26 protein-coding genes are annotated in these 22,968 nt (G+C 73.0%); 10 read left to right on the top strand and 16 right to left on the bottom strand.

Annotated features, from left to right (window positions below; translation table 11 throughout):
* Positions 1-51 precede the first annotated feature (51 nt).
* On the top strand, positions 52-1,701 hold the full coding sequence (locus ACZ7MF_RS14270; RefSeq protein WP_471477031.1) for a (2,3-dihydroxybenzoyl)adenylate synthase: 1,650 nt from the start codon (positions 52-54) through the stop codon (positions 1,699-1,701).
* 62 nt (positions 1,702-1,763) lie between these two features.
* On the opposite strand, the gene ACZ7MF_RS14265 is transcribed toward ACZ7MF_RS14270, so the two are convergent.
* The 9 genes from ACZ7MF_RS14265 to ACZ7MF_RS14225 form a co-directional block, all read right to left on the bottom strand.
* Positions 1,764-3,389 (bottom strand): ABC transporter ATP-binding protein, encoded by a 1,626-nt coding sequence (locus ACZ7MF_RS14265; protein ID WP_471477029.1) that lies wholly within the window; start codon positions 3,387-3,389, stop codon positions 1,764-1,766.
* Entirely contained in the window at positions 3,386-4,240 is an 855-nt protein-coding gene (locus ACZ7MF_RS14260) for an ABC transporter permease subunit (RefSeq protein WP_471477027.1), read from the bottom strand. The genes ACZ7MF_RS14265 and ACZ7MF_RS14260 overlap by 4 nt, the downstream gene beginning before the upstream one ends.
* Positions 4,237-5,187: an ABC transporter permease gene (locus ACZ7MF_RS14255; protein WP_471477025.1), complete on the bottom strand. Its 951-nt coding sequence runs from the start codon at positions 5,185-5,187 to the stop codon at positions 4,237-4,239. The genes ACZ7MF_RS14260 and ACZ7MF_RS14255 overlap by 4 nt, the downstream gene beginning before the upstream one ends.
* Entirely contained in the window at positions 5,184-6,770 is a 1,587-nt protein-coding gene (locus ACZ7MF_RS14250; RefSeq protein WP_471477023.1) for an ABC transporter substrate-binding protein, read from the bottom strand. Before ACZ7MF_RS14250 ends, ACZ7MF_RS14255 begins: the two co-directional genes overlap by 4 nt.
* Before the next feature lie 112 nt (positions 6,771-6,882).
* Positions 6,883-7,104, bottom strand: coding sequence for a ferredoxin (locus tag ACZ7MF_RS14245; protein WP_388520267.1), 222 nt, complete (start codon positions 7,102-7,104; stop codon positions 6,883-6,885).
* 94 nt (positions 7,105-7,198) lie between these two features.
* Positions 7,199-7,648, bottom strand: a complete 450-nt coding sequence (locus ACZ7MF_RS14240; protein ID WP_471477021.1) for a hypothetical protein — start codon at positions 7,646-7,648, stop codon at positions 7,199-7,201.
* Between the two features lie 43 nt (positions 7,649-7,691).
* The gene (locus ACZ7MF_RS14235) at positions 7,692-8,093 is read right to left on the bottom strand and encodes a cupredoxin domain-containing protein (RefSeq protein WP_471477019.1); all 402 of its coding nucleotides are present in this window, start codon (positions 8,091-8,093) and stop codon (positions 7,692-7,694) included.
* Between the two features lie 38 nt (positions 8,094-8,131).
* Positions 8,132-8,686, bottom strand: a complete 555-nt coding sequence (locus ACZ7MF_RS14230; protein ID WP_471477017.1) for a COG4315 family predicted lipoprotein — start codon at positions 8,684-8,686, stop codon at positions 8,132-8,134.
* 143 nt (positions 8,687-8,829) lie between these two features.
* Positions 8,830-9,690 carry a UbiA family prenyltransferase gene (locus tag ACZ7MF_RS14225; RefSeq protein WP_471477015.1) on the bottom strand — a complete coding sequence of 287 codons (861 nt, stop codon included), beginning with the start codon at positions 9,688-9,690 and terminating at the stop codon, positions 8,830-8,832.
* Positions 9,691-9,735: 45 nt separating this feature from the next.
* On the opposite strand from ACZ7MF_RS14225, the gene ACZ7MF_RS14220 reads away from it, so the two are divergent.
* The 3 genes from ACZ7MF_RS14220 to ACZ7MF_RS14210 are packed head-to-tail and all read left to right on the top strand — an operon-like array spanning position 9,736 to position 12,455.
* A complete protein-coding gene (locus tag ACZ7MF_RS14220; protein WP_471477238.1) occupies positions 9,736-10,902 on the top strand; it encodes a type III polyketide synthase in 1,167 nt (388 codons plus the stop codon).
* 9 nt (positions 10,903-10,911) lie between these two features.
* Positions 10,912-11,427 (top strand): isoprenylcysteine carboxyl methyltransferase family protein, encoded by a 516-nt coding sequence (locus ACZ7MF_RS14215; protein WP_471477013.1) that lies wholly within the window; start codon positions 10,912-10,914, stop codon positions 11,425-11,427.
* On the top strand, positions 11,424-12,455 hold the full coding sequence (locus ACZ7MF_RS14210; protein WP_471477011.1) for an NAD(P)/FAD-dependent oxidoreductase: 1,032 nt from the start codon (positions 11,424-11,426) through the stop codon (positions 12,453-12,455). Before ACZ7MF_RS14215 ends, ACZ7MF_RS14210 begins: the two co-directional genes overlap by 4 nt.
* Positions 12,456-12,459: 4 nt before the next feature.
* Here the strand turns inward: ACZ7MF_RS14210 and ACZ7MF_RS14205 are convergent, their stop codons facing one another.
* Together ACZ7MF_RS14205 and ACZ7MF_RS14200 are read right to left on the bottom strand one after the other, a co-directional pair.
* Positions 12,460-13,206 carry an SAM-dependent methyltransferase gene (locus ACZ7MF_RS14205; protein WP_471477009.1) on the bottom strand — a complete coding sequence of 249 codons (747 nt, stop codon included), beginning with the start codon at positions 13,204-13,206 and terminating at the stop codon, positions 12,460-12,462.
* A gap of 49 nt (positions 13,207-13,255) precedes the next feature.
* Positions 13,256-13,963, bottom strand: coding sequence for a helix-turn-helix transcriptional regulator (locus ACZ7MF_RS14200; protein ID WP_471477007.1), 708 nt, complete (start codon positions 13,961-13,963; stop codon positions 13,256-13,258).
* A gap of 127 nt (positions 13,964-14,090) precedes the next feature.
* Here ACZ7MF_RS14200 and folE point away from each other — a divergent pair, with 127 nt between their 5' ends.
* From folE to ACZ7MF_RS14185, 3 genes are all read left to right on the top strand, one after another.
* Complete coding sequence (gene folE, locus ACZ7MF_RS14195) at positions 14,091-14,705, top strand: GTP cyclohydrolase I FolE (protein WP_471477005.1); 615 nt, start codon at positions 14,091-14,093, stop codon at positions 14,703-14,705.
* Positions 14,706-14,922: 217 nt separating this feature from the next.
* On the top strand, positions 14,923-15,798 hold the full coding sequence (folP, locus tag ACZ7MF_RS14190; RefSeq protein WP_471477003.1) for a dihydropteroate synthase: 876 nt from the start codon (positions 14,923-14,925) through the stop codon (positions 15,796-15,798).
* Positions 15,798-16,541: a pyrimidine reductase family protein gene (locus ACZ7MF_RS14185; RefSeq protein WP_471477002.1), complete on the top strand. Its 744-nt coding sequence runs from the start codon at positions 15,798-15,800 to the stop codon at positions 16,539-16,541. Before folP ends, ACZ7MF_RS14185 begins: the two co-directional genes overlap by 1 nt.
* Positions 16,542-16,585: 44 nt before the next feature.
* On the opposite strand, the gene ACZ7MF_RS14180 is transcribed toward ACZ7MF_RS14185, so the two are convergent.
* Positions 16,586-17,182, bottom strand: a complete 597-nt coding sequence (locus ACZ7MF_RS14180) for an HD domain-containing protein (RefSeq protein WP_471477000.1) — start codon at positions 17,180-17,182, stop codon at positions 16,586-16,588.
* Between the two features lie 5 nt (positions 17,183-17,187).
* Positions 17,188-18,135 carry an NADP-dependent oxidoreductase gene (locus ACZ7MF_RS14175; protein ID WP_471476998.1) on the bottom strand — a complete coding sequence of 316 codons (948 nt, stop codon included), beginning with the start codon at positions 18,133-18,135 and terminating at the stop codon, positions 17,188-17,190.
* A gap of 163 nt (positions 18,136-18,298) precedes the next feature.
* Between ACZ7MF_RS14175 and ACZ7MF_RS14170 the strand changes: the two genes are divergently transcribed.
* Together ACZ7MF_RS14170 and ACZ7MF_RS14165 are read left to right on the top strand one after the other, a co-directional pair.
* Positions 18,299-18,835: a DUF488 domain-containing protein gene (locus ACZ7MF_RS14170; RefSeq protein ID WP_471476996.1), complete on the top strand. Its 537-nt coding sequence runs from the start codon at positions 18,299-18,301 to the stop codon at positions 18,833-18,835.
* Positions 18,832-19,116, top strand: coding sequence for an MGMT family protein (locus tag ACZ7MF_RS14165; RefSeq protein ID WP_471476994.1), 285 nt, complete (start codon positions 18,832-18,834; stop codon positions 19,114-19,116). The genes ACZ7MF_RS14170 and ACZ7MF_RS14165 overlap by 4 nt, the downstream gene beginning before the upstream one ends.
* A 36-nt stretch (positions 19,117-19,152) precedes the next feature.
* Here the strand turns inward: ACZ7MF_RS14165 and ACZ7MF_RS14160 are convergent, their stop codons facing one another.
* The 3 genes from ACZ7MF_RS14160 to kcsA form a co-directional block, all read right to left on the bottom strand.
* A complete protein-coding gene (locus tag ACZ7MF_RS14160; protein WP_471476992.1) occupies positions 19,153-20,331 on the bottom strand; it encodes a Cmx/CmrA family chloramphenicol efflux MFS transporter in 1,179 nt (392 codons plus the stop codon).
* Between the two features lie 234 nt (positions 20,332-20,565).
* Complete coding sequence (locus tag ACZ7MF_RS14155) at positions 20,566-21,171, bottom strand: dihydrofolate reductase family protein (protein ID WP_471476990.1); 606 nt, start codon at positions 21,169-21,171, stop codon at positions 20,566-20,568.
* A gap of 73 nt (positions 21,172-21,244) precedes the next feature.
* The gene (gene kcsA / locus ACZ7MF_RS14150) at positions 21,245-21,727 is read right to left on the bottom strand and encodes a pH-gated potassium channel KcsA (RefSeq protein WP_471476988.1); all 483 of its coding nucleotides are present in this window, start codon (positions 21,725-21,727) and stop codon (positions 21,245-21,247) included.
* 163 nt (positions 21,728-21,890) lie between these two features.
* Between kcsA and ACZ7MF_RS14145 the strand changes: the two genes are divergently transcribed.
* Positions 21,891-22,874: an alpha/beta fold hydrolase gene (locus ACZ7MF_RS14145; RefSeq protein WP_471476986.1), complete on the top strand. Its 984-nt coding sequence runs from the start codon at positions 21,891-21,893 to the stop codon at positions 22,872-22,874.
* Positions 22,875-22,968 lie beyond the last annotated feature (94 nt).

Raw genomic sequence — 22,968 nt, 5'->3', positions numbered from 1 at the left:
GGGACTCGGCGCCAGAGCCGGAGGCCCGGCAAAAGTTGAGAGGCGTAGCCCGTGAGCGAGACCCAACGGACCTGGTCCGAAGCCGAATCAGCGCACTACCGTGCCGCCGGGCACTGGCAGGGGGTGACCTTCGCCGCCCGGCTGCGGGAGGGTGCGGCGGTCCATGGAGGGCATGTCGCCCTGGTCGACGGCGCCCGGCGGTGGACCTACGCGGAGCTGGACGCCGAGGCGGACCGTGTCGCCCGCGGACTGAGGGGACTCGGGATCGGGCGGGGTGACCGCGTGGTGGTCCAGCTCCCCAATTGCGCGGAGTTCGTGCTGGTGTGGTTCGGGCTGCAGCGCGTCGGTGCCGTTCCGGTGCACGCCATGCCGGGCCACCGGCGCCTGGAGATCGGCCACCTGGTGCGCGTGGCGGGCGCCGTGGCCTGCGTGGTGCCCGACCGGCACGCCCGGTTCGACCACCGCGAACTGATGCGCGAGGTACGGGCGGAGCAAGGGCCGGACGGCACGCTGCGGCACGTCGTGGTGGTCGGCGATCCCGGGGCCGACGAAGGCTTCGTCTCCTTCGAGGCGCTGCTCACGGACGCGCCGTCCGCGTCGGGTCCCGGGTCCGGTCCCGCATCGGACGAGGACGCGGCGGAGGCCGCCGATGTCGCCCTCCTGCTGCTGTCCGGCGGCACCACGGGACTTCCCAAACTCATCCCGCGCACCCACGACGACTACTCCTACAACGCGCGTGCCTGCGCCGAGGTCTGCGCACTCGACACGCGCACCGTGTACCTGGCGGTGCTGCCCCTCGGGTTCAACTTCGCCTTCGCCTGCCCCGGCGTGCTGGGCACCCTCATGGCCGGGGGAACGGTCGTCGTCGCGCCCGACCCCAGCCCGCAGACGGCGTTCGCTCTCGTCGAGCGGGAGGGTGTGACCCTGACCTCGCTGACGCCCCCGCTCGTCCCCCACTGGACGGACGAGGCCGCGTCCGGTTCCTGGGACCTCGGCAGCCTCTCGGTGGTGCAGGTCGGCGGGGCGCGGCTGCCCGAGGACCATGCCCGCAAGCTCGGACCGGCGCTCGGGGTGACCGTGCAACAGGTCTTCGGCATGGCGGAGGGCCTGATCAACCTCACCCGCCTCGACGACAGCGAGGACCTGGTCTGCGCCACCCAGGGCCGGCCGGTCTCGCCGGACGACGAGGTGCTCGTGGTGGACGCCGACGGCAGGCCCGTGCCGGACGGTACGGCGGGTGAGCTGCTCACCCGGGGTCCGTACACGTTGCGTGGCTACTACCGCGCCGAGGAGCACAACCGCACGGCGTTCACGCCGGACGGCTACTACCGCTCCGGAGACGTGGTGCGGCGCCTGCCGTCCGGTCACCTCGTGGTGGTGGGGCGGCTCAAGGACCAGATCAACCGTGGCGGCGAGAAGGTCGCCGCGGTGGAGGTGGAGGAGCAGCTGCTGACGCATCCCGCGATCACGGCGGCGGCGCTGGTCGGGGTGCCGGACGAGCGGTGGGGCGAGCGGTCGGTCGCCTTCGTCGTCTGTACGGGCGCTGCCCCCGGCATCCGGGCGGTCGCCGCCCATCTGAAGGAGCGCGGGCTGGCCGGGTACAAGGCTCCGGACGAGGTGGTGCACGTTTCCCGGCTTCCGCTCACCGCGGTCGGGAAGGTCGACAAGGCGGCACTGGCACGGCGGTTGCCCCGGCAGTGAGGCCCGGCGCGGAGGAGCGCCCGGTGACCGGGGCGCTCCTCCCGCCTGCCCTAAGACGTCCTTCACCGCCGCTGATCCGGTACGGCGAGGACGGCACCGTCGGCGTGGGTGAGCAGTGCCCTGGTGACGGGGTGCCCGGGGGCGGTGAGCACCTGGTCCGCGGGACCGGCCTCGGCCACCCGGCCCGCGTCCAGGACGACGACCCGCTCCGCGTGGTGGACGGCGGCGGTCAGGTCGTGCGTCACCATCACGACCGTCACTCCCAGCGTCCGGCGCAGCGAGTCCAGGAGGGCCAGGACGCCGCTCGCCGTCTCCGGGTCCAGCGCGGAGGTGATCTCGTCACAGACCAGGACACGTGGCCGGGCGGCCAACGTCCGTGCCAGTGCCACGCGTTGGCGCTGGCCTCCCGACAGCTCCCCCGGCCGGCGGGCCAGCACATCGGTGTCCAGCGAGACCAGGCCGAGCAGCCGTGCGGCTTCGCGGGAGGCGGCGTCGGCGGAATGGCGCAGCCTTAGGGGTCGCATGAGTGCGGCGCGCACGGACTCCCGTGGGTTGAGGGCGCCGCGCGCATCCTGTGCGACGAGCTGCACCGGGGCGCCGCGCCCTCCCTCCGCACCGTCCTCCCGCCACTCGACGCTCCCCCGCGCGGGCCGGTGCAGCCCCGCGAGGCACCGGGCGAGGGTGGTCTTGCCGGAACCCGAGGGACCCACGACGGCGGTGCAGGAACCTGCCGGGACGGTGAGGGAGATGTCGTGCAGCACGGACTCACGCCCGTGGGACGCGTCGAGCCCGCGCACGGACAGCGCGCCGCCGGAGCCGGTACGCGGCGCAGCGCCGGAGCCGGTACGCGGCGCATTGCCGGAGTGCCTACGCGGCGCACCGCCCGGGCCGGGGCCGCCACCGGCCGGGAGGCCTGCGGACGGCCGCGGGGCGGGCACCGGCGCGTCGGGCTTCCCGGCATCGGCGATCCGGCCTCCTTCCAGGCGGACGACATCGTGTGCCACGGACGCGATCCACGCCGGGTCGTGGCTGACCAGCAACGCGGCGCGGTCCCCGTCGGACAGGACCTCGGTCAGCAGACCGCGCATCCGGTCCGCGAGCACCGTGTCCAGACCGCTGGTCGGCTCGTCGAGGACCAGCAGGGCCGGCGTACCCGCCAGGGCGAGGGCGAGAGCCACCCGTTGCGCCTGCCCTCCCGACACCTGACGCGGCAGCCGCCGCCGGAACGCCCGGTCGGCCGGCAGCCGCACGGACAGCAGCAGTTCCTCGACCTGTGCACGGACCTCGTACGCACGTCTCACGGGCGAGCGCAGTCGGACCGCTTCGGCGATCTGCGTGCCGATCCGGAGGGCGGGGTTGAGCGAGGAGGCGGGGTCCTGCCCCAGGAACGACACCACGCGGCCCCGCAGTCGGCGGGCGTCCGCACGGTCGAACGGGTCGAGGCCGGCCACGCGGACGGTTCCGGAGCGCACCTCCAGGCCGGGGCGGACATGCCCGAGCAGGCTGTACGCCAGGCTGCTCTTGCCCGATCCGGACCTGCCGACCACCCCCAGCACCTGTCCGCGCGGCAGCGTCAGGCGGGCGTCGTGCAGGACGGGCGGGCCGCCCTGCGCGGGGCCGAGGGACAGCCCGCTGATCTCGACCAGCGGGTCCGCCCCCGACGGTGGGGCGGTCATGTTCCCGGTCACACGGCCCCCTTCCCCACCGTGTCCGCCAGCCGTCCGGCCAGCAGACCGACGCAGACGGACAGCAGTACGAGCAGCAGGGCCGGAGCGAGGAAGGGCGCGGCGGCCAGTGTCGCCCCGGGGGCGTTCTCGCTCACCATGCGTCCCCAGTCGGGCGCCGCTCCTCCCCGTCCGAGGCCGAGGAAGCCCGCGGTGGCGGTGAGGTGCAGGGAGGCGACCAGGCGCAACGCGGTGTCCGTGAGGGCCGGTCCGGCGATGTTGGGCAGCACGTCGTGGCGCAGCACGGCCCTGCGGGTGTCGCCCCGGGCCAGGGCCGCCTCGACGTACCCGCTGTGCAGGACCGTGTCCGCCGCGGCGCGCAGCACCCGGGTGGAGAAGGGGGCGGTGGCCAGGGCGACGGCTGTCACGAGGGCGGCGTCGCTGCCGGGGAAACCGGCGGCCAGCACGAGGACGACCAGGAGGGCGGGGAGCACGGCGAGGGCGTCCACGCAGCGGACCGTCAGGTCGCCCAGCCGGTGGGAGACCATGGCCGCCAGGACACCGGCGCTCATGCCGACGGCGCCGGCCGCCGCCGTTCCCGCCAGCGCGGTGAGGACGATGGTGCGGCCGCCGCCGAGCACCCGGCTCGCCACGTCCCTGCCCAGCACGTCGGTGCCGAGGAGGAACTGCCCGTCCGGCTGCTGGAAGGGCGCGGCGAGCTGCGCGGTGGGGCTGTGCGGCGCGGCCAGCGGACCCAGAAGGGCGAGGAGGAGCACGAGCAACGTGACCGCTCCGGTGAGCAGCGGCGGTCGTCGGCGTCCTGCGGTGCGGGCCGTGCGTGCCCGCCTCCGCGGTGGTGTCAGTACCGTCGTCATCGTCCGTGCCCCTCCCGCGCCCCCAGCAGACGCGCGCAGACGTCGCCCAGCAGCAGCACCGCGAGCAGCACCGCGACCAGGGCGGTGGCGATGCCCTGCACCATCGGTACGTCCCGTGCCGCGACGGCCAGTTGCAGCTCCCGGCCGATGCCCGGGTAGTCGAAGACGTTCTCCACCACCACCGCGGAGCCGACCAGCGCCCCCGTGGTGAGGGTGAGCGCCTGCACGGCCGGTCCGGCCGCGTTGGGCAGGATGTGGCGTACCGCGAGGCGCACGCCGCGCACGCCGTTGAGCCGTGCGGCTTCGCAGTACGGTGTGGCCGCGGTGTCCGCGACGGAGGCCCGCAGCAGCCTGGTGGCCACCGCCAGGCCGACCGCGCTGAGCGTCAGTACGGGCAGCACCAGCGCGTGCGGGGCGTCGAGCGGGGTGCCTCCCAGAGGGATGACGGAGACACGCGGCAGCACCTCCAGCCACACCGCCAGTACCGCGACGAGCAGGGCGGCGACGACGAACTCCGGTACGGCGGCCAGGATCTGGGCGGACGTCGAGACGACCCGGTCGGCGACGCCGCCGCGCAGCCCCGTCCACAGGCCGAGCAGCGTGGCGAGCGGCGCGGTGACCGCGAGGGTCAGTCCGGCGAGGAGCAGGCTGTTGGGCAGGCGGGTGGCGAGAACGTCGGTGACCGGCCGCTCCCCCACGAAGCCGCGGCCCAGATCCCCCCGGACCGCGCCTGCCGCCCAGTCGGCGTACCGCTCGACGGCGGGCCGGTCCAGCCCGAGTCCGGCCCGGACCTCGGCGCGTTGCGCCTCGGTGGCATCCACGCCGGCGACCGCGCTGACGGCGTCTCCGGGAAGGACCGCCGTGGCCGCGAAGACCGCGGCCGACAGCAGGACGAGCAGGACGGCGGCCCCCGCGAGGCGGCGGGCCGCGAAGGCGAGCAGGTTCACGCCAGCGACGCCCGGGAGAAGCCGGGGAACTGTTCGAAGAGGTCGTCGGGTATCCCGTCGACCCCCTTGGCCTGGGCGTTCAGGTTCGGCTTGAAGACCGGCACCACCTGGTTGCCCTCGTCCCAGCGCGTGCGCTGGGCCTGTGTGCCCAGTTCCCTCGCCCGCTCCGGGTCGCGCTCGGCGCGCGCCTTGGCCACGAGGGCGTCGGTCTCGGACTTCTTCCAGCCGAACGCGGACGGCGATCCGCCGGCCGTGTTCATCTGGTAGGTGGACAGCGCGGGAATGGGCATCTGGTACGAGCCGGCCAGTTGCAGCGCCGAGTACGCCGGGAAGTCGGCGTAGAGCTGGCCCGGGGGCAGCTCGCGGACGGAAGCCCGCACGCCGATCTTCTTCAGGTCCTCGACGAAGAGGGTGGCCATCTCCACCATGCCCGGAGTCTCGGGGCCGGTGGTCAGCCGGACCTTCACCCCGTCGGCACCGGCCTCCTTGAGAAGGGCGCGGGCCCGCTCGGGATCGTGGGCGCGCTGGGGGATGCCGTCGGCGTAGTCGGGGAAGCCGAGGGAGGGCAGGTCGTTGCCGATCTCGGCGTTGCCGTAGAAGACGGTCTTCACCATGGCCTCGCGGTCGACCGCGAGTTTGAACGCCTCCCTGACCCGCGGGTCGTCGAAGGGCTCGGCGCTCATGTTCAGCTGGAAGGAGAGACCGACCAGGTAGGGGCTCTTCGTGGGCGCCAGTTCGACCTTCGCGTCGTCCGCGAGGGTCCGCGCGGTGACGGGCGAGAGGTCGTGGGCGAAGTCGACCGCGCCACCGGTGAGCGCCCCTGCCCTGGCCGTCGAGTCCGCGATGGACCGCAGCTCCAGGCCGTCGAGGTGGGGGACGTGACCGTAGTGGTCGTCGTAGCGCTCGAACGCCGATCCCTGGCCGGCCGTGAACCCGGTCAGCCGGAAGGGACCGCAGCTGGGCATGGACTCGCGGAAGTCCTTGGTGCCGTCCTTGACGACGAGGAAGTTGCCCTGGCAGAGGATCAGGCGGCCGTCGGCGATGGGCCGCAGGGTGGGCAGTACGACCTTCAGGTCGCCGTCGGCCTTGGCGCGCGCGAGGTCGAAGTTGGCGGCGGCGAGCCGGTAGACGGGCAGTTTGCTCCGGGCCGCGAGTCCGCTGAGCGAGTGCAGGATGTCGGCGGAGGTCAGCCTGGAGCCGTCGGTGAAGCGGACGCCGGGCCGCACGTGCAGCGTGTAGGCCGACAGGTCGTCGGCGATGTCGATTCCCTTGAGCACGCCGTACCGCACCCCGTCAGGACTGCCGGGATCGAGGTTGCCCAATGTGCCGTGCCAGGCCCGGGCCCGTACGAGGTCCAGTGCGGAGGGGCCGTTGAAGAAGTCCAGGGTCTCGGAGGCGCCGCCGCCGACGAAGGCGGCGCGGAGCGTGCCGCCGGAGCGGGGCGAGGACCCCGGTCCGGGCTTTCCGGCGGAGCCGGGCTCGTCGGTGGAGCACGCCGCCAGCAGGCCGGGTCCCACCGCGAGAGCCGCGGCGCCCGCCGCGCCGCGACGGAGGAAGGCACGGCGATCGATCTGTCTGGACATGCTTCTCCTTGACGTTCTGCTGAGCTGAACCGAGCGCCGCGCGACAGCTGCGGCGCGTGAAGTGGGGCGGGAAGACCGGGCGGGAGGCCGGAAGACGGGCGGCCCGCGCGGGCTAGCGGAGAGTGAGCGCTCCGGACGGGCAGGCCCGTACGGCCGCCCGCACGGCGTCCGACTCGGCCGCGGAGGGCCGCTCGGCGAGCACGCGCACGAGCCCGTCCTCCTCGTCCTGGTCGAAGACACCCGGCGCGGCGAGGACGCACTGCCCCGCTCCGGCACACCGGTCCCGCTCGACGCCGACTCTCCCGGATCCGAACGCCTGGCCTGCCAAGGACATGAGGGCCCCTCCCCTGCGGCCGCGGGCGCGGCCGACACGCGATGGTCAGACGTTAAGGGAAAACGACATTCATATTCAACCACTGCTCACGGACTCAGTGGCGGCGACCGCCTCGGGGCCGGACGAGCAGCAGGTACAGCGTGGCGAGTGCGGCGACGGCCTGGGCGATCGCGGTGGCTTCCTTCTCGCCGTACCAGACCGGCTCGTACATGTCCGGGATCGGCCCCAGTTCGCCGACGTCCACGTAGCGGTACACGAGCAGCAGCGCGAGCCCGCCGACCGCCACCAACGCGGCGAAGAGGTCTCCGGGGAGCCGGCGCCAGACGAGGACGAGCAGGGCGGCCAGTGCCGCGAGGGCCGCCTCGAGGCGGAAGAGGGTGCCCTGGCCGACACTCGACGAGATGGCGTCGTACCGGTCGGCGAGGTGCGCGTGCAGGTACGCGTCCACGGCGAGACCGGCGGCGGCGAGCACCCGCACGGCACCCCGTACGACCTGGCCGGCGCCCCCTCGGCGGGGGGACGGAGCGGTGGGCTGTGATGACATGGCAGGTCTTTCGTTCTCGCGGCCGAGGGGCCACCGGCCGGGGTCACTCGACGGTGAGCGTGCCCTTCATGAACGGGTGGATCGTGCACGTGTAAGGGAAGTCGCCCGCCGTGGACGGCGCCGTGAAGGTGGCGCTCTTGCCGGGGGCGATGTCTCCGGTGTCGAACGATCCGCCCTTGGACGCCGTCAGGGTGTGCGTGGTCGAGTCCTTGTTGACGACGGTGACCTTCGTCCCGGGAGAGACGGTCAGGGAGGCGGGCTGGAACTTGAAGTCCTTGATCACGACCTGCGTCCCGCCGCTCGCGGACGAGCGGGTGGCCGTCTCGGTCGCGCCGTCGCCGCCACCGCCTCCCCCGTCGGAACATCCGACGAGGGTGGTCAGGGCGAGCGCGCAGGCGCCGGCCGCGGCGAGTCGGGCGGCACCGGTGGGAAACGGGAACGGCATGGAGTCTCCGAGCGCTGGTGGGCCGGTCCGGCCGGAGGTCAGTAGCCGCCGTCGCCGGTCTTGGGCTTGGTGGTGATCTTGTCGCCGTCGGGGTCGACGACGAACCACTTGGCGCCGAAGGCGTCGACGTCCTGCCCGTTGGTGTCGCCGGGCTTCTGGTCGTCGGCGAACCGGTACAGCGGGTGCCCGTTGTACGTCACCTGCTCGGAGCCGTCGTCCCGCTTGGTGGTCTTGAGCAGGTCCTTCTTCACCCCCTTGCCCGCGGCCGGGGTCGACTTGACCGTGAACGGCGGCCACGCCTTTGCACAGTCGCCGTCGCACTTCGACTTGTCCTTCGAGTCCTTCTCGAAGAGGTAGAGGGTCCGGCCCTTCTCGTCGACGAGCGACTTGCCGTAGGTGCCGTCCTTGATGTCGACCGCGGGGGCGCTCGACGAGGTCGCGGCCGGTACGACGTCGGTGTCCGGCGCGTCCGCGGCGTTGCGGGTCTCGGTGCCGCCGGCGCTGCCGCCGCCACCGTCGTCCGAACACCCTGCCGCCGCGCCGGTGACCAGCAGGGCTGCGGCCAGCGCGGTGGCTGTCCTGATGCGTTTCATGGGGGTCTCCTCGACCGTCGGGCCGCCTCGCGGGCAGCACCCGGCCCCGCTTCGGGGCCACCGGTCCCAGTGCACCTCAGGACTCGCGAACCGACCAACGCACCGCGTCTGTTCGGAGTGCGGCCGGGGTTCGCAGCCCGCGCTCAGCTCATGTCGGGAGCGTGCAGCAGCAGTTGCGCCACCGCGATCCCGGCCACCACGATGGCCGCCCGGAACGGCCACCGGCTGCGGGTTCCCGACCGTACGGCCGTGCCCGCCACGGCGGCGGCCACGGCTGCCCCCGTCAGCACCCGGTCCATGACTCCGGGCGCGCCGGGCGGTCCCACGACGAGCACTCCCACGGCGGCCGACATCACGACCGGCGCGAGCCGGCGGCAGGCCGGCCGGTGCAGCCGCTGCGGCAGCCCGCGCACCCCCGTGGCCAGGTCGTCCTCGATGTCCGGAAGCACATTCGCCAGGTGGGCCCCCACGCCCAGCAGGGCACCGGCGGTCGTGGCCCACCAGGCGGGCCAGGCCGACAGGGGCGGACCGAGGGTGACGAAGGCCGGCAGGGAGGCGAAACCCACGGCGTACGGCAGCGGCGAGAGGACCGTCCGCTTCAGCCGCAGGTTGTACGCCCAGCCGGCGGCCACCCCCACCAGGTGGGTCGCTCCCGCGGCGAGCCCGCACAGCAGGGAAAGGGGTACGCACAGGACCAGGGCCGTGCCCGCCGCGGCGGCGGCAGCGGCACGCGGAAGCGCCCCGGTACCCACCGGCTTGTCACCGCGTCGGCAGGCCGTGTCGCGCCGTGCGTCGACCGCGTCGTTGCACCAGCCGATCGAGAGCTGGCCGGCGAGTACGGCGAGGACCACGGCCGCCGACCCGGCCGGCCCGCGGCCGGCTCCGGCCGCCAGGACCGCCACGAAGACGGTGACGGCGACCGTCGGTTCCGGATGGCAGGCGCGCAGCAGCGCCACGACTCTGCCGGACGAGCGCGGGAGAACCCCAGACGGGTGGAGTGACACGTACGCACGGTAGTGGGACCGGCGGCCGAGGAAGGCATGAACGACATGCGTGTCCCCGTGCTCGTCGAGCATGCCCCCTCCCCGTCCGCTCCCCCTTCCCCCGCGCGGCGCCCGGCGCCACCCTCCGCGGCGGGTCCCCGCATCGCCGCCGTGCGGTGCGCGCTGCCCCCGCACCGGTACGCCCAGCACGAGCTCACCGGGCCCATCGGCGACCTGTGCCTGCCCCCCGGGGCGGACCGCGCCCTGTTGCACCGTGTGCACGCGTCCGCGGGGGTGCGTACGCGTCACCTCGCCCTGCCGATCGAGCGGTACGCCCGGCTCGGTGACTTCGGGCGCAGCAACGACGCGTGGATCGAGGCGGGGCTCGAACTGGGCGAGGAGGCCCTTTCGGGCGCGCTGCGCGAGGCGGGGCTGGCACCGGCCGACGTCGACCTGCTGGTGTTCGCCTCGATCACGGGCGTGGCCGCGCCGTCGCTCGACGCCCGGCTGGCGGGGCGCATGGGGCTGCGGCCCGACGTCAAACGGCTTCCGCTGTTCGGGCTCGGGTGCGTCGCGGGCGCCGCCGGTCTCGCCCGGGTGCACGACCACCTCCGCGGGCACCCCGACGACACCGCCGTGCTGCTCACCGTGGAGCTGTGCTCGCTCACGCTCCAGCGCGGTGACGGTTCGCGTGCCAACCTCGTGGCCGGGGCGCTCTTCGGCGACGGCGCCGCCGCACTCGTCGCCCGCGGCGGCAACACGGACGGCGGCGGCAGTGGCCCCGTCGCACCCGCGGCCGGTCCCCGCGTGGTCGCCACCCGCAGTCACCTGTACCCGGGTACCGAGCAGCTCCTCGGATGGGAGATCGGCGCCGCCGGCTTCCGCGTCGTGATCGACGCCGGTGTCCCGGACATCGTCCGGGGCCACTTCGGCCGGCATCTGCGCGCGTTCCTGGCCGAGCACGAGCTGACCGTCGACGACATCGGAACCTGGATCTGCCACCCCGGGGGCCCGCGGATCCTGTCGGCGGTGAGCGAGACCCTCGGCCTGTCCGACGACGCCCTGGACTGCTCACGGCGCTCCCTCGCGGCGGTCGGGAACATGTCGTCCGTGTCCGTGCTGCACATCCTGGAGGGCATCCGGGCACGCCGTGAACCGGAGCCCGGCACCTGGGGCCTGCTCCTGGCGATGGGCCCGGGGTTCTGCTCCGAACTCGTCCTGCTGCGCTGGTGAGGTGCTCTCATGCCGTGGTACGCGCTTCTCGTCCTCGCCGTCGCCGTCGAACGCGTGGCCGAACTCGTCGTCGCCCGCCGCAACGCGGCGTGGACGCTCGCCCGCGCCGGAGTGGAGCACGGCCGTGGCCACTACCCCGTGATGGTCGCCCTGCACACCGGGCTGCTCGCGTGCTGTCTGCTCGAACCCCTGCTCGCCGACCGCCCGTTCCTGCCCGCCCTGGGGTGGCCCATGCTGGCCCTGGCGCTCTCGGCGCAGGCCCTGCGCTGGTGGTGCATCGGGACGCTCGGGCCCTACTGGAACACCCGGGTGATCGTCGTCCCGGGAACGCGTCTGGTCGGCGCCGGACCATACCGCTTCCTGCGGCACCCCAACTACGTCGCGGTCGTGGTGGAGGTGGCCGCCCTGCCCCTGGTGCACTCCGCGTGGCTGACCGCGGCCGTCTTCACCGCGGCCAACGCGATGCTGCTCACCGTCCGCCTGCGCTGTGAGAACACGGCCCTCGCCCAGGCGGCGCCCGCGTGAGTGCCCACCACGACCTGGTGATCGTCGGGGGCGGACCCGCCGGTCTCGCCACCGCCCTGCACGCGGCGCGCGCCGGTCTCGACACGGTCGTCGTCGAGCCCCGCCCGGCGCCGGTCGACAAGGCGTGCGGCGAGGGGCTGATGCCCGGCGCGGTCCGCTCGCTCGCCGCGCTCGGCCTTGCGGTCCCCGGCGTCCCCGTCAGCGGCATCCGCTACGTCCAGGGGGCTCACGGGGTCCAGGCCACGTTCCGCCACGGCCCCGGCATGGGCGTCCGCCGCACCGACCTGCACGGCGTGCTGCACCGTGCCGTGCTGGCGGCCGGGGTGCCCGTGCTGCCGCTGCGCGTGGGAGAGGTGCGGCAGGACCGTGGGGGCGTGAGCGTGCCCGGCACGGGGCTGCGCTCCCGGTGGCTGGTCGCGGCGGACGGCCTGCACTCACGTGTGCGCCGCTCCCTCGGCCTGGAGGTGCCGGCCCGTGGCGCACCCCGCTACGGGCTGCGCCGGCACTACGCGGTGGCGCCCTGGTCGCCGTACGTCGAAGTGCACTGGGGCAGGGACGCGGAGGCGTACGTCACCCCGATCGGCCCCCGGCTCGTCGGCATCGCCGTGCTGACCACCCGGCGCGCCTCCTTCACCACCCATCTGGAGGGCTTTCCCGGTCTGGCGGCCCGACTCTCGCCGGAGCGGGCCGTCACCTCGGTGCGGGGCGCCGGACCGCTGCGCCAGCGGTCCCGCACCCGGGCCCACGGCAGAGTCCTGTTCGTCGGCGACGCCGCCGGATATGTCGACGCCCTGACCGGTGAGGGCGTCGCCCTCGCCCTCGTCGGCGCCGAGGCCCTGGTCGCCAACCTGCGCCGGGGCACACCCGGCCGCTACGAGGCCGACTGGCGCAGGGCGACCCGCCGGCACCGGCTGCTGACCGAACTCCTGCTGCGAGCGCGCTTACAGCCCTCGCTCGCTCCCCGCATCATGCCCACCGCCGCCCGTCTGCCGCGTGTGTTCTCGGCCGCGGTGAACGCGCTGGCCTGAGGCGTCAGCGTTTCATCAGGGCGAAGACTCCCCAGCCGAGATACTCACGTGTGGCGCGTGCGTAGCGGACGGGCTCGGTGGCAAGACCTTCCCGTACCTCGGGAGCCAGTTCGTCGTCCGGGTTACGGTCCAGCCAGCGGCGCATGGTGAGCCACTGGGCCGCGGTGTACCGGTCCCAGCTGTCCTGGTCGGCCAGCGTCATTTCCACCACGTCGTAGCCGATCCCCTGGAACTCCGCGATCAGGTCCGGGAGTTCCAGGAAGTCGGCGATGGCAGCGGCGTGGCAGGCCGTGGCGGTCTCCTCGTCGGGAGGGGTCCGCCGCCAGTAGGGCTCGCCGATCAGCATCAGGCCGCCGGGGCGGAGGCTGCGCCGGAGCAGTTCGGCCGTTCCGGCGACGCCGTTCCCGATCCATGTGGCGCCCACGCAGGCGGCGAGATCGACCGGTTGGTCCGCGACATGGTCCGAGGCGTCGCCGTGGAGGAACTGGACCCGGTCGGCGACGCCGAGTTCGTCGGCGCGGGCCCGGGCCCGCTCGGTGAAGGCCGTGCTGATGTCCACTCCGGTGCCCGTGACTCCGTGGTCGCGGGCCCAGGTGCACAGCATTTCGCCCGACCCGCTGGCCAGGTCGAGCACCCGGGTCCCGGGGTCGAGGTGGAGTGATTCGCCCAGGGTGGCGAGCTTGGCCGGGGTCAGGGGGTTGTGGATGCGATGGCTGCTCTCGCGGATGGTGAAGATGCGAGGAAGGTCCATGACCGGATTCCTTCGAAGGAGGGAGGCAGGCGGGGATCAGGACGGGAAACTACCGGCCGCCCCGGTGCGGCCGTCGTGCGGACGTTGCTTCGGACCCCCGCTCGGGCGGGTCGACGACCACGCAGCAGCGGCCGGGGCGGGGTGCGAGCACCGCACGACCGGGCTGCTGCCCGCCGGCTTCGAGCATGCCCCGTACCAGGTGGAGGTTGAGCCAGCACACCAGTTCCGTGTGCTCGCGAGCGAGCCGGTGGAAGGGGCAGTTGCGCAGGTCGATGCTTCCCTCGGCGGTCGTCGCGGGCTCGTAGCCGCAGCCGCGCAGCGCCGCCGTCAGGTCCTCGCCACCGGCCGCCCTGCCCGCCGCGTGCGCGGCGGCCGCGACGGCCTCCCGCACCGCCCCGGAGCTGTCCGCGGTGACGGCCTCGGCCAGCACCCCGGCCAGCAGAGCGTAGTCGCGGGGCGGGACGCTGACCGACAGCTCCCGGTCCGTTCGCGTGTAGCGCTTGGCCGGGCGGCCCGCCCCCGGGCCGCCGCGCCCGGCGGCCCGCGCGTAGCCGGCGGTCAGCAGGCCGGCCTCGGAGAGCTTGTCCAGGTGATAGGCCGCCAGCGTGCGGCTGATCCCGGCCGCCTTCGCGGCGTCCTCCCGGCTGACGGCTTCGTCGCGGGTCCGCACGTAGTCGTACAGCCGACGCCGCACCGGATCGTCCAGGCTGCTCAGTTCGCCGATGGCGTCCCTGTCACGGTCCTCGTTCGTACCCACATTCCCAATGTAACACCAATGAGATTTGACAAATCTCCGGCACGGTGACCAGCCTGTAAAAACAACGGGACTTGTCGATACACGGAGGGCCGTGGGCCGTGCACATGTCACAGGAGGATCCGTGGATATGACTGCCACAGCCGCACTGCAGGTGATCGAGGATGTCACCGGGCCCGACGAGGTCACCGGGCCCGACCTGGAGGCCGCCGAGCGGGCCGCCCGGGAGTTCCTGCGGGCGCTTGGGGTCGTGGTGGACGGCGAGGGGACGCGGGACACGCCCGGCCGGATGGCCCGCGGCTACGCCGAACTGCTCAACGCGCGCCCGTTCCGGATGACCACGTTCCCCAACGACGAGGGCTACGACGAACTCGTCCTGGCCCGCGACATTCCCCTGCGTTCGGTCTGCCAGCACCACATGCTGCCCTTCGTGGGGGTGGCACACGTCGGCTACCTGCCCGGCGCGCGCATCCTCGGGCTGTCGAAGCTGGCCCGGGTGGTGGAGCACTACGCCTGCCGGCCCCAGGTGCAGGAACGGCTGACCAAGCAGGTCGCCGACCACCTCGCCGAACAGTTGCAGCCCCGGGGAGTCGGGGTCGTCGTCGAAGCCGAACACACCTGCATGACCCTGCGCGGAGTGCGGGCCACCGGATCGAGAACCGTCACCTCCACCCTGCTGGGAACGCTGCGCGAGGACGCGGCCTCCCGGCAGGAGTTCCTCGCCCTCACCGGCATCCAGCGGTAGCAGAACAACGCACCAGGCCATGGGGAGGCAGTCATGAGCGCACCGCAGCGCCCGCCCCGGCGGATCCTGATCGTGGGCGCCGGACTGGGTCCGCGAGGCCGGTTACCGGCGCGACCACGGCATCACCCCGCGCCGTGACACCGCAGTCACCGCTCTGGATCCCGGGGTGCACACGCTGCGCACCCTCGACCGGCCGACGACAGGAGCCGCACACACCATGCCCACCACAGCAGTCGACCTGGAGTTCCGCGGCCGCCGCGTAGTTCGCGACCGGCCCCTGGTGATGGCGATCGTCAATCGCACACCGGACTCCTTCTACGACCGGGGTGCCACCTTCGCCGCCGAGGCGGCCCAATCCGCCATCGCCCGGGCCGTCACCGAGGGCGCCGACATGATAGACCTCGGCGGAGTCGCGGCCAGTCCGGGAGAGGAAGTCACGACCGCCGAAGAAGTCGCCCGTGTCGTTCCGCTGGTGGAATGGGCCCGCGACCGCTACCCCGACCTGCTGATCAGCATCGACACCTGGCGCCACGAGGTCGGCGACGCCGCCTGCCGGGCCGGAGCGGACATCCTCAACGACGCCTGGGCCGCCGCCGACCCGAAACTGATCGAGGTGGCCGCCGAGCACGGGGCCGGCTACGTGTGCACGCACACCGGCGGCCGCGCTCCCCGCGCCGAACCCTTCCGGCCCGACTACCCCGACGTGGTGGCCGCCGTCCGCACCTCCGTCCTCGAGCTGGCGGAGCGGGCCGAAGCCGCCGGCGTACCTCGCGGCGGCATCCTCGTCGACGCCACCGGCTACGGCAAGAACACCGCCGACCACCTCCTCCTGCTCCGCAACCTCCGCGAGTTCACCCGGACCGGGTGGCCGGTCCTGATGGCACTGTCCAACAAGACGTTCGTGGGCGAGATGCTGAATGTGGAACTGGAGGACCGGCTGGCCGGCACCCTGGCGGCGACCGCCATCGCCGCCAGGGACGGCGCCGCCGTCTTCCGGGCCCACCAGGTCCTGCCCACCCGGCACGTCGTCGAGATGGCCGCGGGCATCGACGGCAGCCGTCCCCCCGCCCGTACGAGTACCTGGATCGCCTGATGCATCTGATCTGGCCCGCCGAACACGCCCGGCCCATCGACGACGACGAACTGGAACGCCTCTACACCTACCCGGACCGTGAGCGCTGGCTCGCCGTCAACTTCGTCGCCAGCGCCGACGGGGCCGTGGAAGTCGGCGGCCTGGCCAGGCCCCTGTCCACCCCGCCCGACCGCAAGGTGCTGCGGCTCGGCAGCGACCTCGCCGACGTCCTGCTGATCGGCGCCACCACCGCCATGGTCGAGGGCTTCCGCGGCGTCCACCCCGACCGGCAGACCCTCGACCGCCGGCGCCGCCTCGGCCTGGCCGACGTCCCGCCGACGGCCGTCGTGAGCACCGGCAGGACACTGCCCGCAGAAGCCCCCGTCATCACCCGGGCGCGCGTCCCGACCATCGTCCTGACCTGCGCTTCGGTACCCGTGCCCACGCGTCGGGCCTGGCAGGAGGCCGGAGCGGACGTCGTCGTCGCGGGCGAGGACACCGTCGACCTGGCCGCAGCGGTCTCCGCACTCACCCGGCGGGGGCTGCGGCGCATCGACTGCGAAGGCGGGCCCCATCTGTTCGGGGCGCTGACCGCCGCCGGACTGGTCGACGAACTCCGTCTGACCGTCTCCCCGTTGCTGACCGCGGGCCCGGCCGGCCGGATCGCCACCGGGCCGCCCACCCCGCCCACCGGCCTGCGCCTGGCCACCGCACTCGCCGAGGACGACACCCTGCTGCTGCGCTACCTCACGCCGTCGTGCTGAACCGGCACGGCCCACGGGCCGAGTGCAGGGACCATGAGCCGGGCTCAGGGGCCGAGCGGGTTGGCAGCCATCCTGCCGGCGAGCCCGGACCGCACCGCACCGCCCGCGGAACTGCCGGGTTTGCGCGCGGCCTGGGCCTCGAAGCACGCCAGGAACCGCTCGGTGAGGTCCAGCCTGGGGTAACGTGCCAGCACCTCGTCGCGGAAGAGCGGCGGGTAGTCGTCCACGTCCTTGCCGGTGACCTCGGTCGCGGTGGCACGGGCCAGCAGATGTCCCTCGGGGTCCGTGGCGGCATCCACCTGCGGCGCCATATGGCGGACGATGACGTCCGCCAGGCGCTCGCGGCGCTCCGCAGGCCATCCGGCGCCCGCCGCGAAGACGCGGGCGACGTGGCCGCTCGCCTCCTCGAACGCGACGGTGTGGCTGTCGAAGGCCGGGACCAGCCCGATGTCGTGGTAAAGCGCGGCGACGTAGAGGAGTTCCGGGTCGAAGGAGAGGCCGGACGCCGTGCCGCGGGCGGCCGCCCACACGTAGGCGCGCAGCGAGTGGTTGAGCAGCGCGGGCGGAAGGTAGGCGGTCGCGACGTCCAGGGCGGCGGCCGATGCCGCGCTGCCGGGCACGGGCAGGGCGTCGAGCGACATACGGGTCACCGGAGGCCCGCCGCCTCGTGAGGGCCCTCGGTCGCGACGCGGATGATCGTCCTGCCGTGCCTGCCCCGGCCGGACGCGAAGGCGGCCGGTGCCTCCGAGAGCGGGCGCACCTCTCCGACGGACACCCTGAGCCGCCCGTCCCGCACCCGCTGCGCGAGGTCGGCGAGCCTGACCCGGTCGGATTCGACGACGAAGAAGACCGCCCGCCCGTTCTCCGGCCTGACGACGGGGGGCGCGGCGATGGTGACGAGGGTTCCGCCGGGACGTACCAGGGCGGCCGAGCGGTCCAGGATCTCGCTGCCGATGACGTCGAACACGACGTCGGCCTCTCCCGCGTCCTCCAAGCGGTCCGACTGGAGGTCCAGGAAGACCTCGGCGCCCAGACCGAGAGCGGTGTCCCGGTCGGCGGCACGACCGGTGGCGATCACCCGGGCACCCGCCTCGCGGGCGAGCTGGACCGCGACCGAACCGACGCTGCCTGCGGCGCCGTGGATCACGACCGTCTGCCCCGCCCCGAGCCGTCCGTGGTCGAACAGCCCCTGCCACGCGGTCAGCCCCGAGACGGGCAGCGCGGCGGCCACGGTGTGGTCGACATCCGCGGGAAGCGGGGCCAGGTTGCGTGCCTCCACCGCGGTGTACTCGGCCAGCGATCCGTTGCGCGTCCAGTCGGCCAGACCGAACACCCGCTGACCGACGGTGAGTCCGGTGGTGCCGTACCCCAACTCCTGGACCACCCCGGACAGTTCGTGCCCGGGCACACTCGGGGTGCGGTCGCGTCCGGCACGGTCGGTCCACGTACCCGGCCAGGTGAGTTCCCCGCGGGTGAAACCGGCGGCATGCACACGCACGACGACGTCGTTCTCGGCAGCGTGCGGGTAGGGCATTTCCGTCAGGGCGAGCCCTTCGGCGCCCGCGTCACGGTCATGGACGGAGATGGCTTGCATATCGGGTCCTCGGGTCGAGCGGCGGTCGTCACGCACACGGTGCCCTCGACCGTATGCTCCCGCCACTTTGCCCGTGTGGGCCACTTCGCCCCCGGGGGACTGAGCCATTCACCGGATAGCCGCGGGCCTGCCCCCGTGAGATTCTGGACCGCATGGAGCCGAGGTGAGCCGGGTCCACACGATCGGGCATTCGACGCGTGCGTTCGACGAGGTGCTGGACATGCTGCGCGGCCATGACATCACCTGCCTGGTCGATGTGCGCTCCTACCCTTCGTCGAGGAAGTATCCCCAGTGGAACCAGTCCGCTGTCGTGGAGAATTTGCCGTCCGACATCGAGTACCGCTGGATCCCTCAACTCGGTGGTCGGCGACACACCCCCGCGGGGGTTCCCAGTGAGAATGGTGCGTGGCGGGTAAAGGCGTTCCGCGACTACGCCGACTACATGGCGGGGGACGCATTCGCGGAAGGCCTCGACGAGCTGATCCGGCTGGCGCGGCACGAGCGGCCCGCGATCATGTGCAGCGAGGCGGTGCCGTGGCGGTGCCACCGGCGGCTGATCACTGACGCGCTGCTGGTCGCCGGGGTGGAGGTGGTGCACATCATGTCGAGGACGGCCACGAAGCCCGCGGTCCTGAACGAGCACGCACGGGTCCGCGACGGCCGGCTCACCTACCCACCGCCCGACTCGGAGGTGCCGTGACCTTCGTCGACGAGGTCCGGGATGCGGTGTGCTCGATCCCCGCGGGTGCCGTGGCCTCCTACGGTGACGTCGGTCAACGGGTCGGTCTAGGTGCTCGGCAGGTGGGTCGGGCCATGAGTCTGCTCGACGAGGGCGTGCCGTGGCGGCGTGTCGTGTACGCGGACGGGACGCCGCCCTCCTGCCACGGTGGGCGGGCGCCGCTCCTGCTGCGGGACGAGGGCACGCCGATGCGCGGGGCGCGAGTGGACATGGCCCGTGCCCGCCACCACTGGACGCCGTGACACCGTCCACGGTGGACCACGCGGGTTTCGCCTGCGTCATCGGATCGTCTCGGGGCGTGCGGCGGTCGTGATCACCGTGCGGAAGGGGACCGCGACGAGCAGCGCGACGGCGACCAGGAGCCCGCTTGCCCACAGCGGCCCGAGGGTGCCGGTCGTGGTGCCGAGGGTGGTCGCGCCGACGAGTGGTCCGACCGCGGCGCCCACGTTGAGGGCGGCGGTCGCGTAGGAACCGGCCATGGTGGGCGCGCCCGCCGCCTCGTAGAGGACCCGGGTGATCAGCGTGCTGCCCAGCGCGAACGACAGTGCGCCTTGGACGAACACGAGGATCAGCAGCGCGACCGGCCGGTCGGCCAGCATCGCCAGCGCGGGCCAGCCGACGAGCAGCAGCGGACCGCCGACGGCGAGGACCTGGGCGGGGCGTTGGTCGGACAGCCGTCCGGCGACGGTGACGCCGACGAAGGAACCGGCACCGAAGAGCACCAGAGCGGCAGAGACCCACAGTTCACCCAGCCCGGCGGTGTCGGTCACGACGGGGGCCAGGAAGGTGAAGCTCGCGAAGGTTGCCGCGTTCACCAGCGCGCCCAGCAGCATGGCCAGCAGCAACCGGGGGGTCTTGAGCCGGGCGAGCTCGACTCGCAGCGGCGGCCCAACGGTTGCCGCCGCCGTCACAGGTCCCGCGGGGATTCCCTTCAGCACGCCGAGCGCCGCGGGCAGGCAGAAGACGGCGACGGCCCAGAACGTGGCCCGCCAGCCGAGCCAGGTGCCCAGGAGTGACCCACCGGGGACACCGGCGATCGTGGCCACCGTCGTGCCGGACAGCAGCACGGCCAGCGCGCGTCCCTTCTTGTCGGCGGGGACCAGTGCGGCGGCAGTCGTCAGAGCGACCGCGAGGAACCCCGCGTTGGCGAGCGCGGCCACGACGCGGCAGACCACCAGGACGGGGAAGCTCGCGGTGCCGGCTCCCACGGCGTGAGCCGCCGCGAAGGCCAGGATGAACCCGAGGAGGCTGGAACGCCTGGGCCAGGTGCGGGCAAGCGCCGCCACAAGGGGAGCGCCGACGACCATGCCGGTCGCGAAGGCCGAGGTGAGTACGCCTGTGGTCCCGACGGTGATGTCGAGATCCGAGGCGATGTCCGGCACGAGGCCGGCGAGCATGAACTCCGAGGTGCCCATGGCGCACACCGCCACGGCAAGCAGGTACAGCGGAAGAGGCATCGAGTGGCTCCGAGGTGAGGAGAAGCACGAGAAGGGTCATCTCGTCACCACGGCCGGCCCCATGCGCGCGCTCGTCCGACCGACAAAGCGGTACGACGACGCAGGGCTGCGAACTCAGCGATTCAGGGGGCTGACGGGTGACCGAAAGCCCCCACCCTGTCCGACTCAGGACTCGACATGAGCCGCACAGTACCGGGCCCCGGCCCGCCGGGGCACCTCGGTTTCCCCGCCGGCCTAGTAACTGTCGTAGCTGGGCGCACCGCTCGGCCGGTAGACGCCGACGACGGTGCCGCCCTTCGTCGTCGAGACGCTGACCGGCTCCAGCGCGGTGGGAACCGCTCCGTCGGCGAACAGCCGCTTGCCGGTTCCGATGATCACCGGGTGAATGGTCAGCCGGTACTCGTCGACGAGGCCGTGACGCATGAGGGTCTGGGCCAGGTCGCCGCTGCCGACGACGTTGAGGTTCCCGCCGTCGGACGCCTTCAGCCTGCGTACGGCGTCGACGGTGTCACCCTCCAGCAGTGTCGAGTTCTGCCATTCGAGGGACGTCAGGGTCCGCGACGCCACGTACTTGTGCATGCCGTTCATCCGATCGGTGAACGGGTTGTTCGGGTCGGCGGTCGGCCAGTACGACGCGAAGATGTCGTAGGTCTTGCGGCCGAGCAGCATGGCGTCGGAGTCCTCGTACCAACCGGCGATGGCCGTGCCGACCTCGTCGTCGTCCACCGGTTTCTGCCAGCCGCCGTGCTCGAAGCCGCTCTCGGCGTCCTCGTCCGGGCCGCCCGGCGCCTGCATGACACCGTCCAGCGTCAGGAACGTGCAAACGATGATCTCGCGCATGGTGCGCTCCCTTCGTCGACGGGTAGACCGCACAACCGCCGGAAACTCATCGGTGCGGCGTCCGGGCGGGCGGTCACCCGCGGTTGTCGTCGAGCATCCGCTCCAACCGGTCGAAACGCTCGTGCAGCGCCCGTGTCGCCTGGCTGTAGGCCTCCTCGGCGGCCTTCTCGGTGTGGCGCACGAAGTGGCCCCGGCGCTCCTGTTCCCTTCCGACGAACCAGGTGGCCAGCGCGGCGGTGACCAGACCGAAGGCGGTGATCCCGGCGACCATCACCACCACGGCCACGAGCCGGCCCCACAGAGTCACCGGATACAGGTCGCCGTAACCGACGGTCGTCGCGGTCTCCACGGACCACCACAGCGCCCGCGGATACGTGATCAGCTGCGCCCCCGGGGCACCGCGCTCAGCCAGGACGGCCAAGTACGAACCCGCGAGGAGCACGATCACCAGGACGACCGTCGCGGCACACGCGGCCCTCCAGTGCAGCGCACCGCCGTGGCGCCCGAGCAGCAGTTTGACCAATCTGGCCAGAAGACCGGACAGCATGGACGGCATGCTCCGCCACCGGCCGGGACGACGCTGCGCCACCGCGCCGTGCGCGAGGCACTCCTTTACGCCCCGTGATCGATCTTCACTCCTATGGCCATATCCGTGGTGCCGCGTCCATCACCCGAACGCAGTGTGGTCAGCAGTCTCTCCCCTCAGAGAAAGAAGGGTCATGGAGCAGATACGACGCGCCGCCGCCCGGCGGACGCTACCCCTGGCCGTCCTCCTCCCGGCGGCCGCCCTGATGGCCGCAGGCCCCTCCCTGGCGTCCGAGAGCGGAGGCAGTGCCACACCCCCCGGCGGGACGTCCGGAGGCGGCAAGCCGACGGTCGTACTCGTGCACGGGTACTGGGCGGACGCCTCCGGCTGGGACCGGGTCGTCGAGATCCTGCAGACTCGGGGCTATCCGGTGGTGGCCACGGCGAATCCGCTGCGCAGCCTCTCCGGCGATGCCGACTACCTCGCCGCCCAGCTCAAGGCCATCGAGGGACCCATCGTCCTCGTCGGGCACTCCTACGGCGGAGCCGTCATCACCAACGCCGCCGCCGGCAACCCCAACGTCGAGTCCCTCGTCTACATCGCCGGGTTCGCGCCCGACAAGGGCGAGTCCGCCTTCCAGCTCGCGGCCAAGTTCCCGGGCAGCCGGGTGACGGACGACCCGAACGCGCCGGTGCCCACCGCGCTGAACGCCGTACCGCTCGGCGGCGACGCCACGAACGTGGACCTGTACCTCAAACCGGAGAAGTTCAGCGACGTCTTCCTGAGCGACCGGCTCGACGCGAGCCGCGTCAAGGTGCTGGCCGCCACCCAGCGGCCCGCGACCGCCGCCTCCGGCAATGAACCGACGCAGGCCGTCGCGTGGAAGACCATCCCGTCCTGGTACCTCGTCCCCACCGACGACCGCACCATCGGCACCGACAACCTGCGTTTCATGGCGAAGCGGGCCGACGCCACCACCGTCGAGGTCGACGCGCCGCACGCCGTCATGGAGACCAACCCGGAGGACGTCAGCAAACTGATCCTGCGGGCCGCGGGCGACGCGCGGCCGAGCCTCGCCAGCACCGGCACGAACGGACGGACCGCGCTCCTCGGCGGCGCGGCGATGCTCGCCGTCGCGGCGGGTACGGCCGTCGTGATCCGCGCCCGCCGGACCTGAGCACATCGTCCGACCTGCGGTGTCGGTGTCATACCGACACCGCGTAGGAGAGATGTCGGGGGCTGTCGGTCGGATGTCGGTGGCCCGTCGGCGG

The sequence above is a fragment of the Streptomyces sp. NPDC111628 genome, assembly GCF_055635195.1.
The sequence above is the reverse complement of the archived record's forward strand: the minus strand, read 5'-3'. Positions and strand labels throughout refer to the sequence as shown.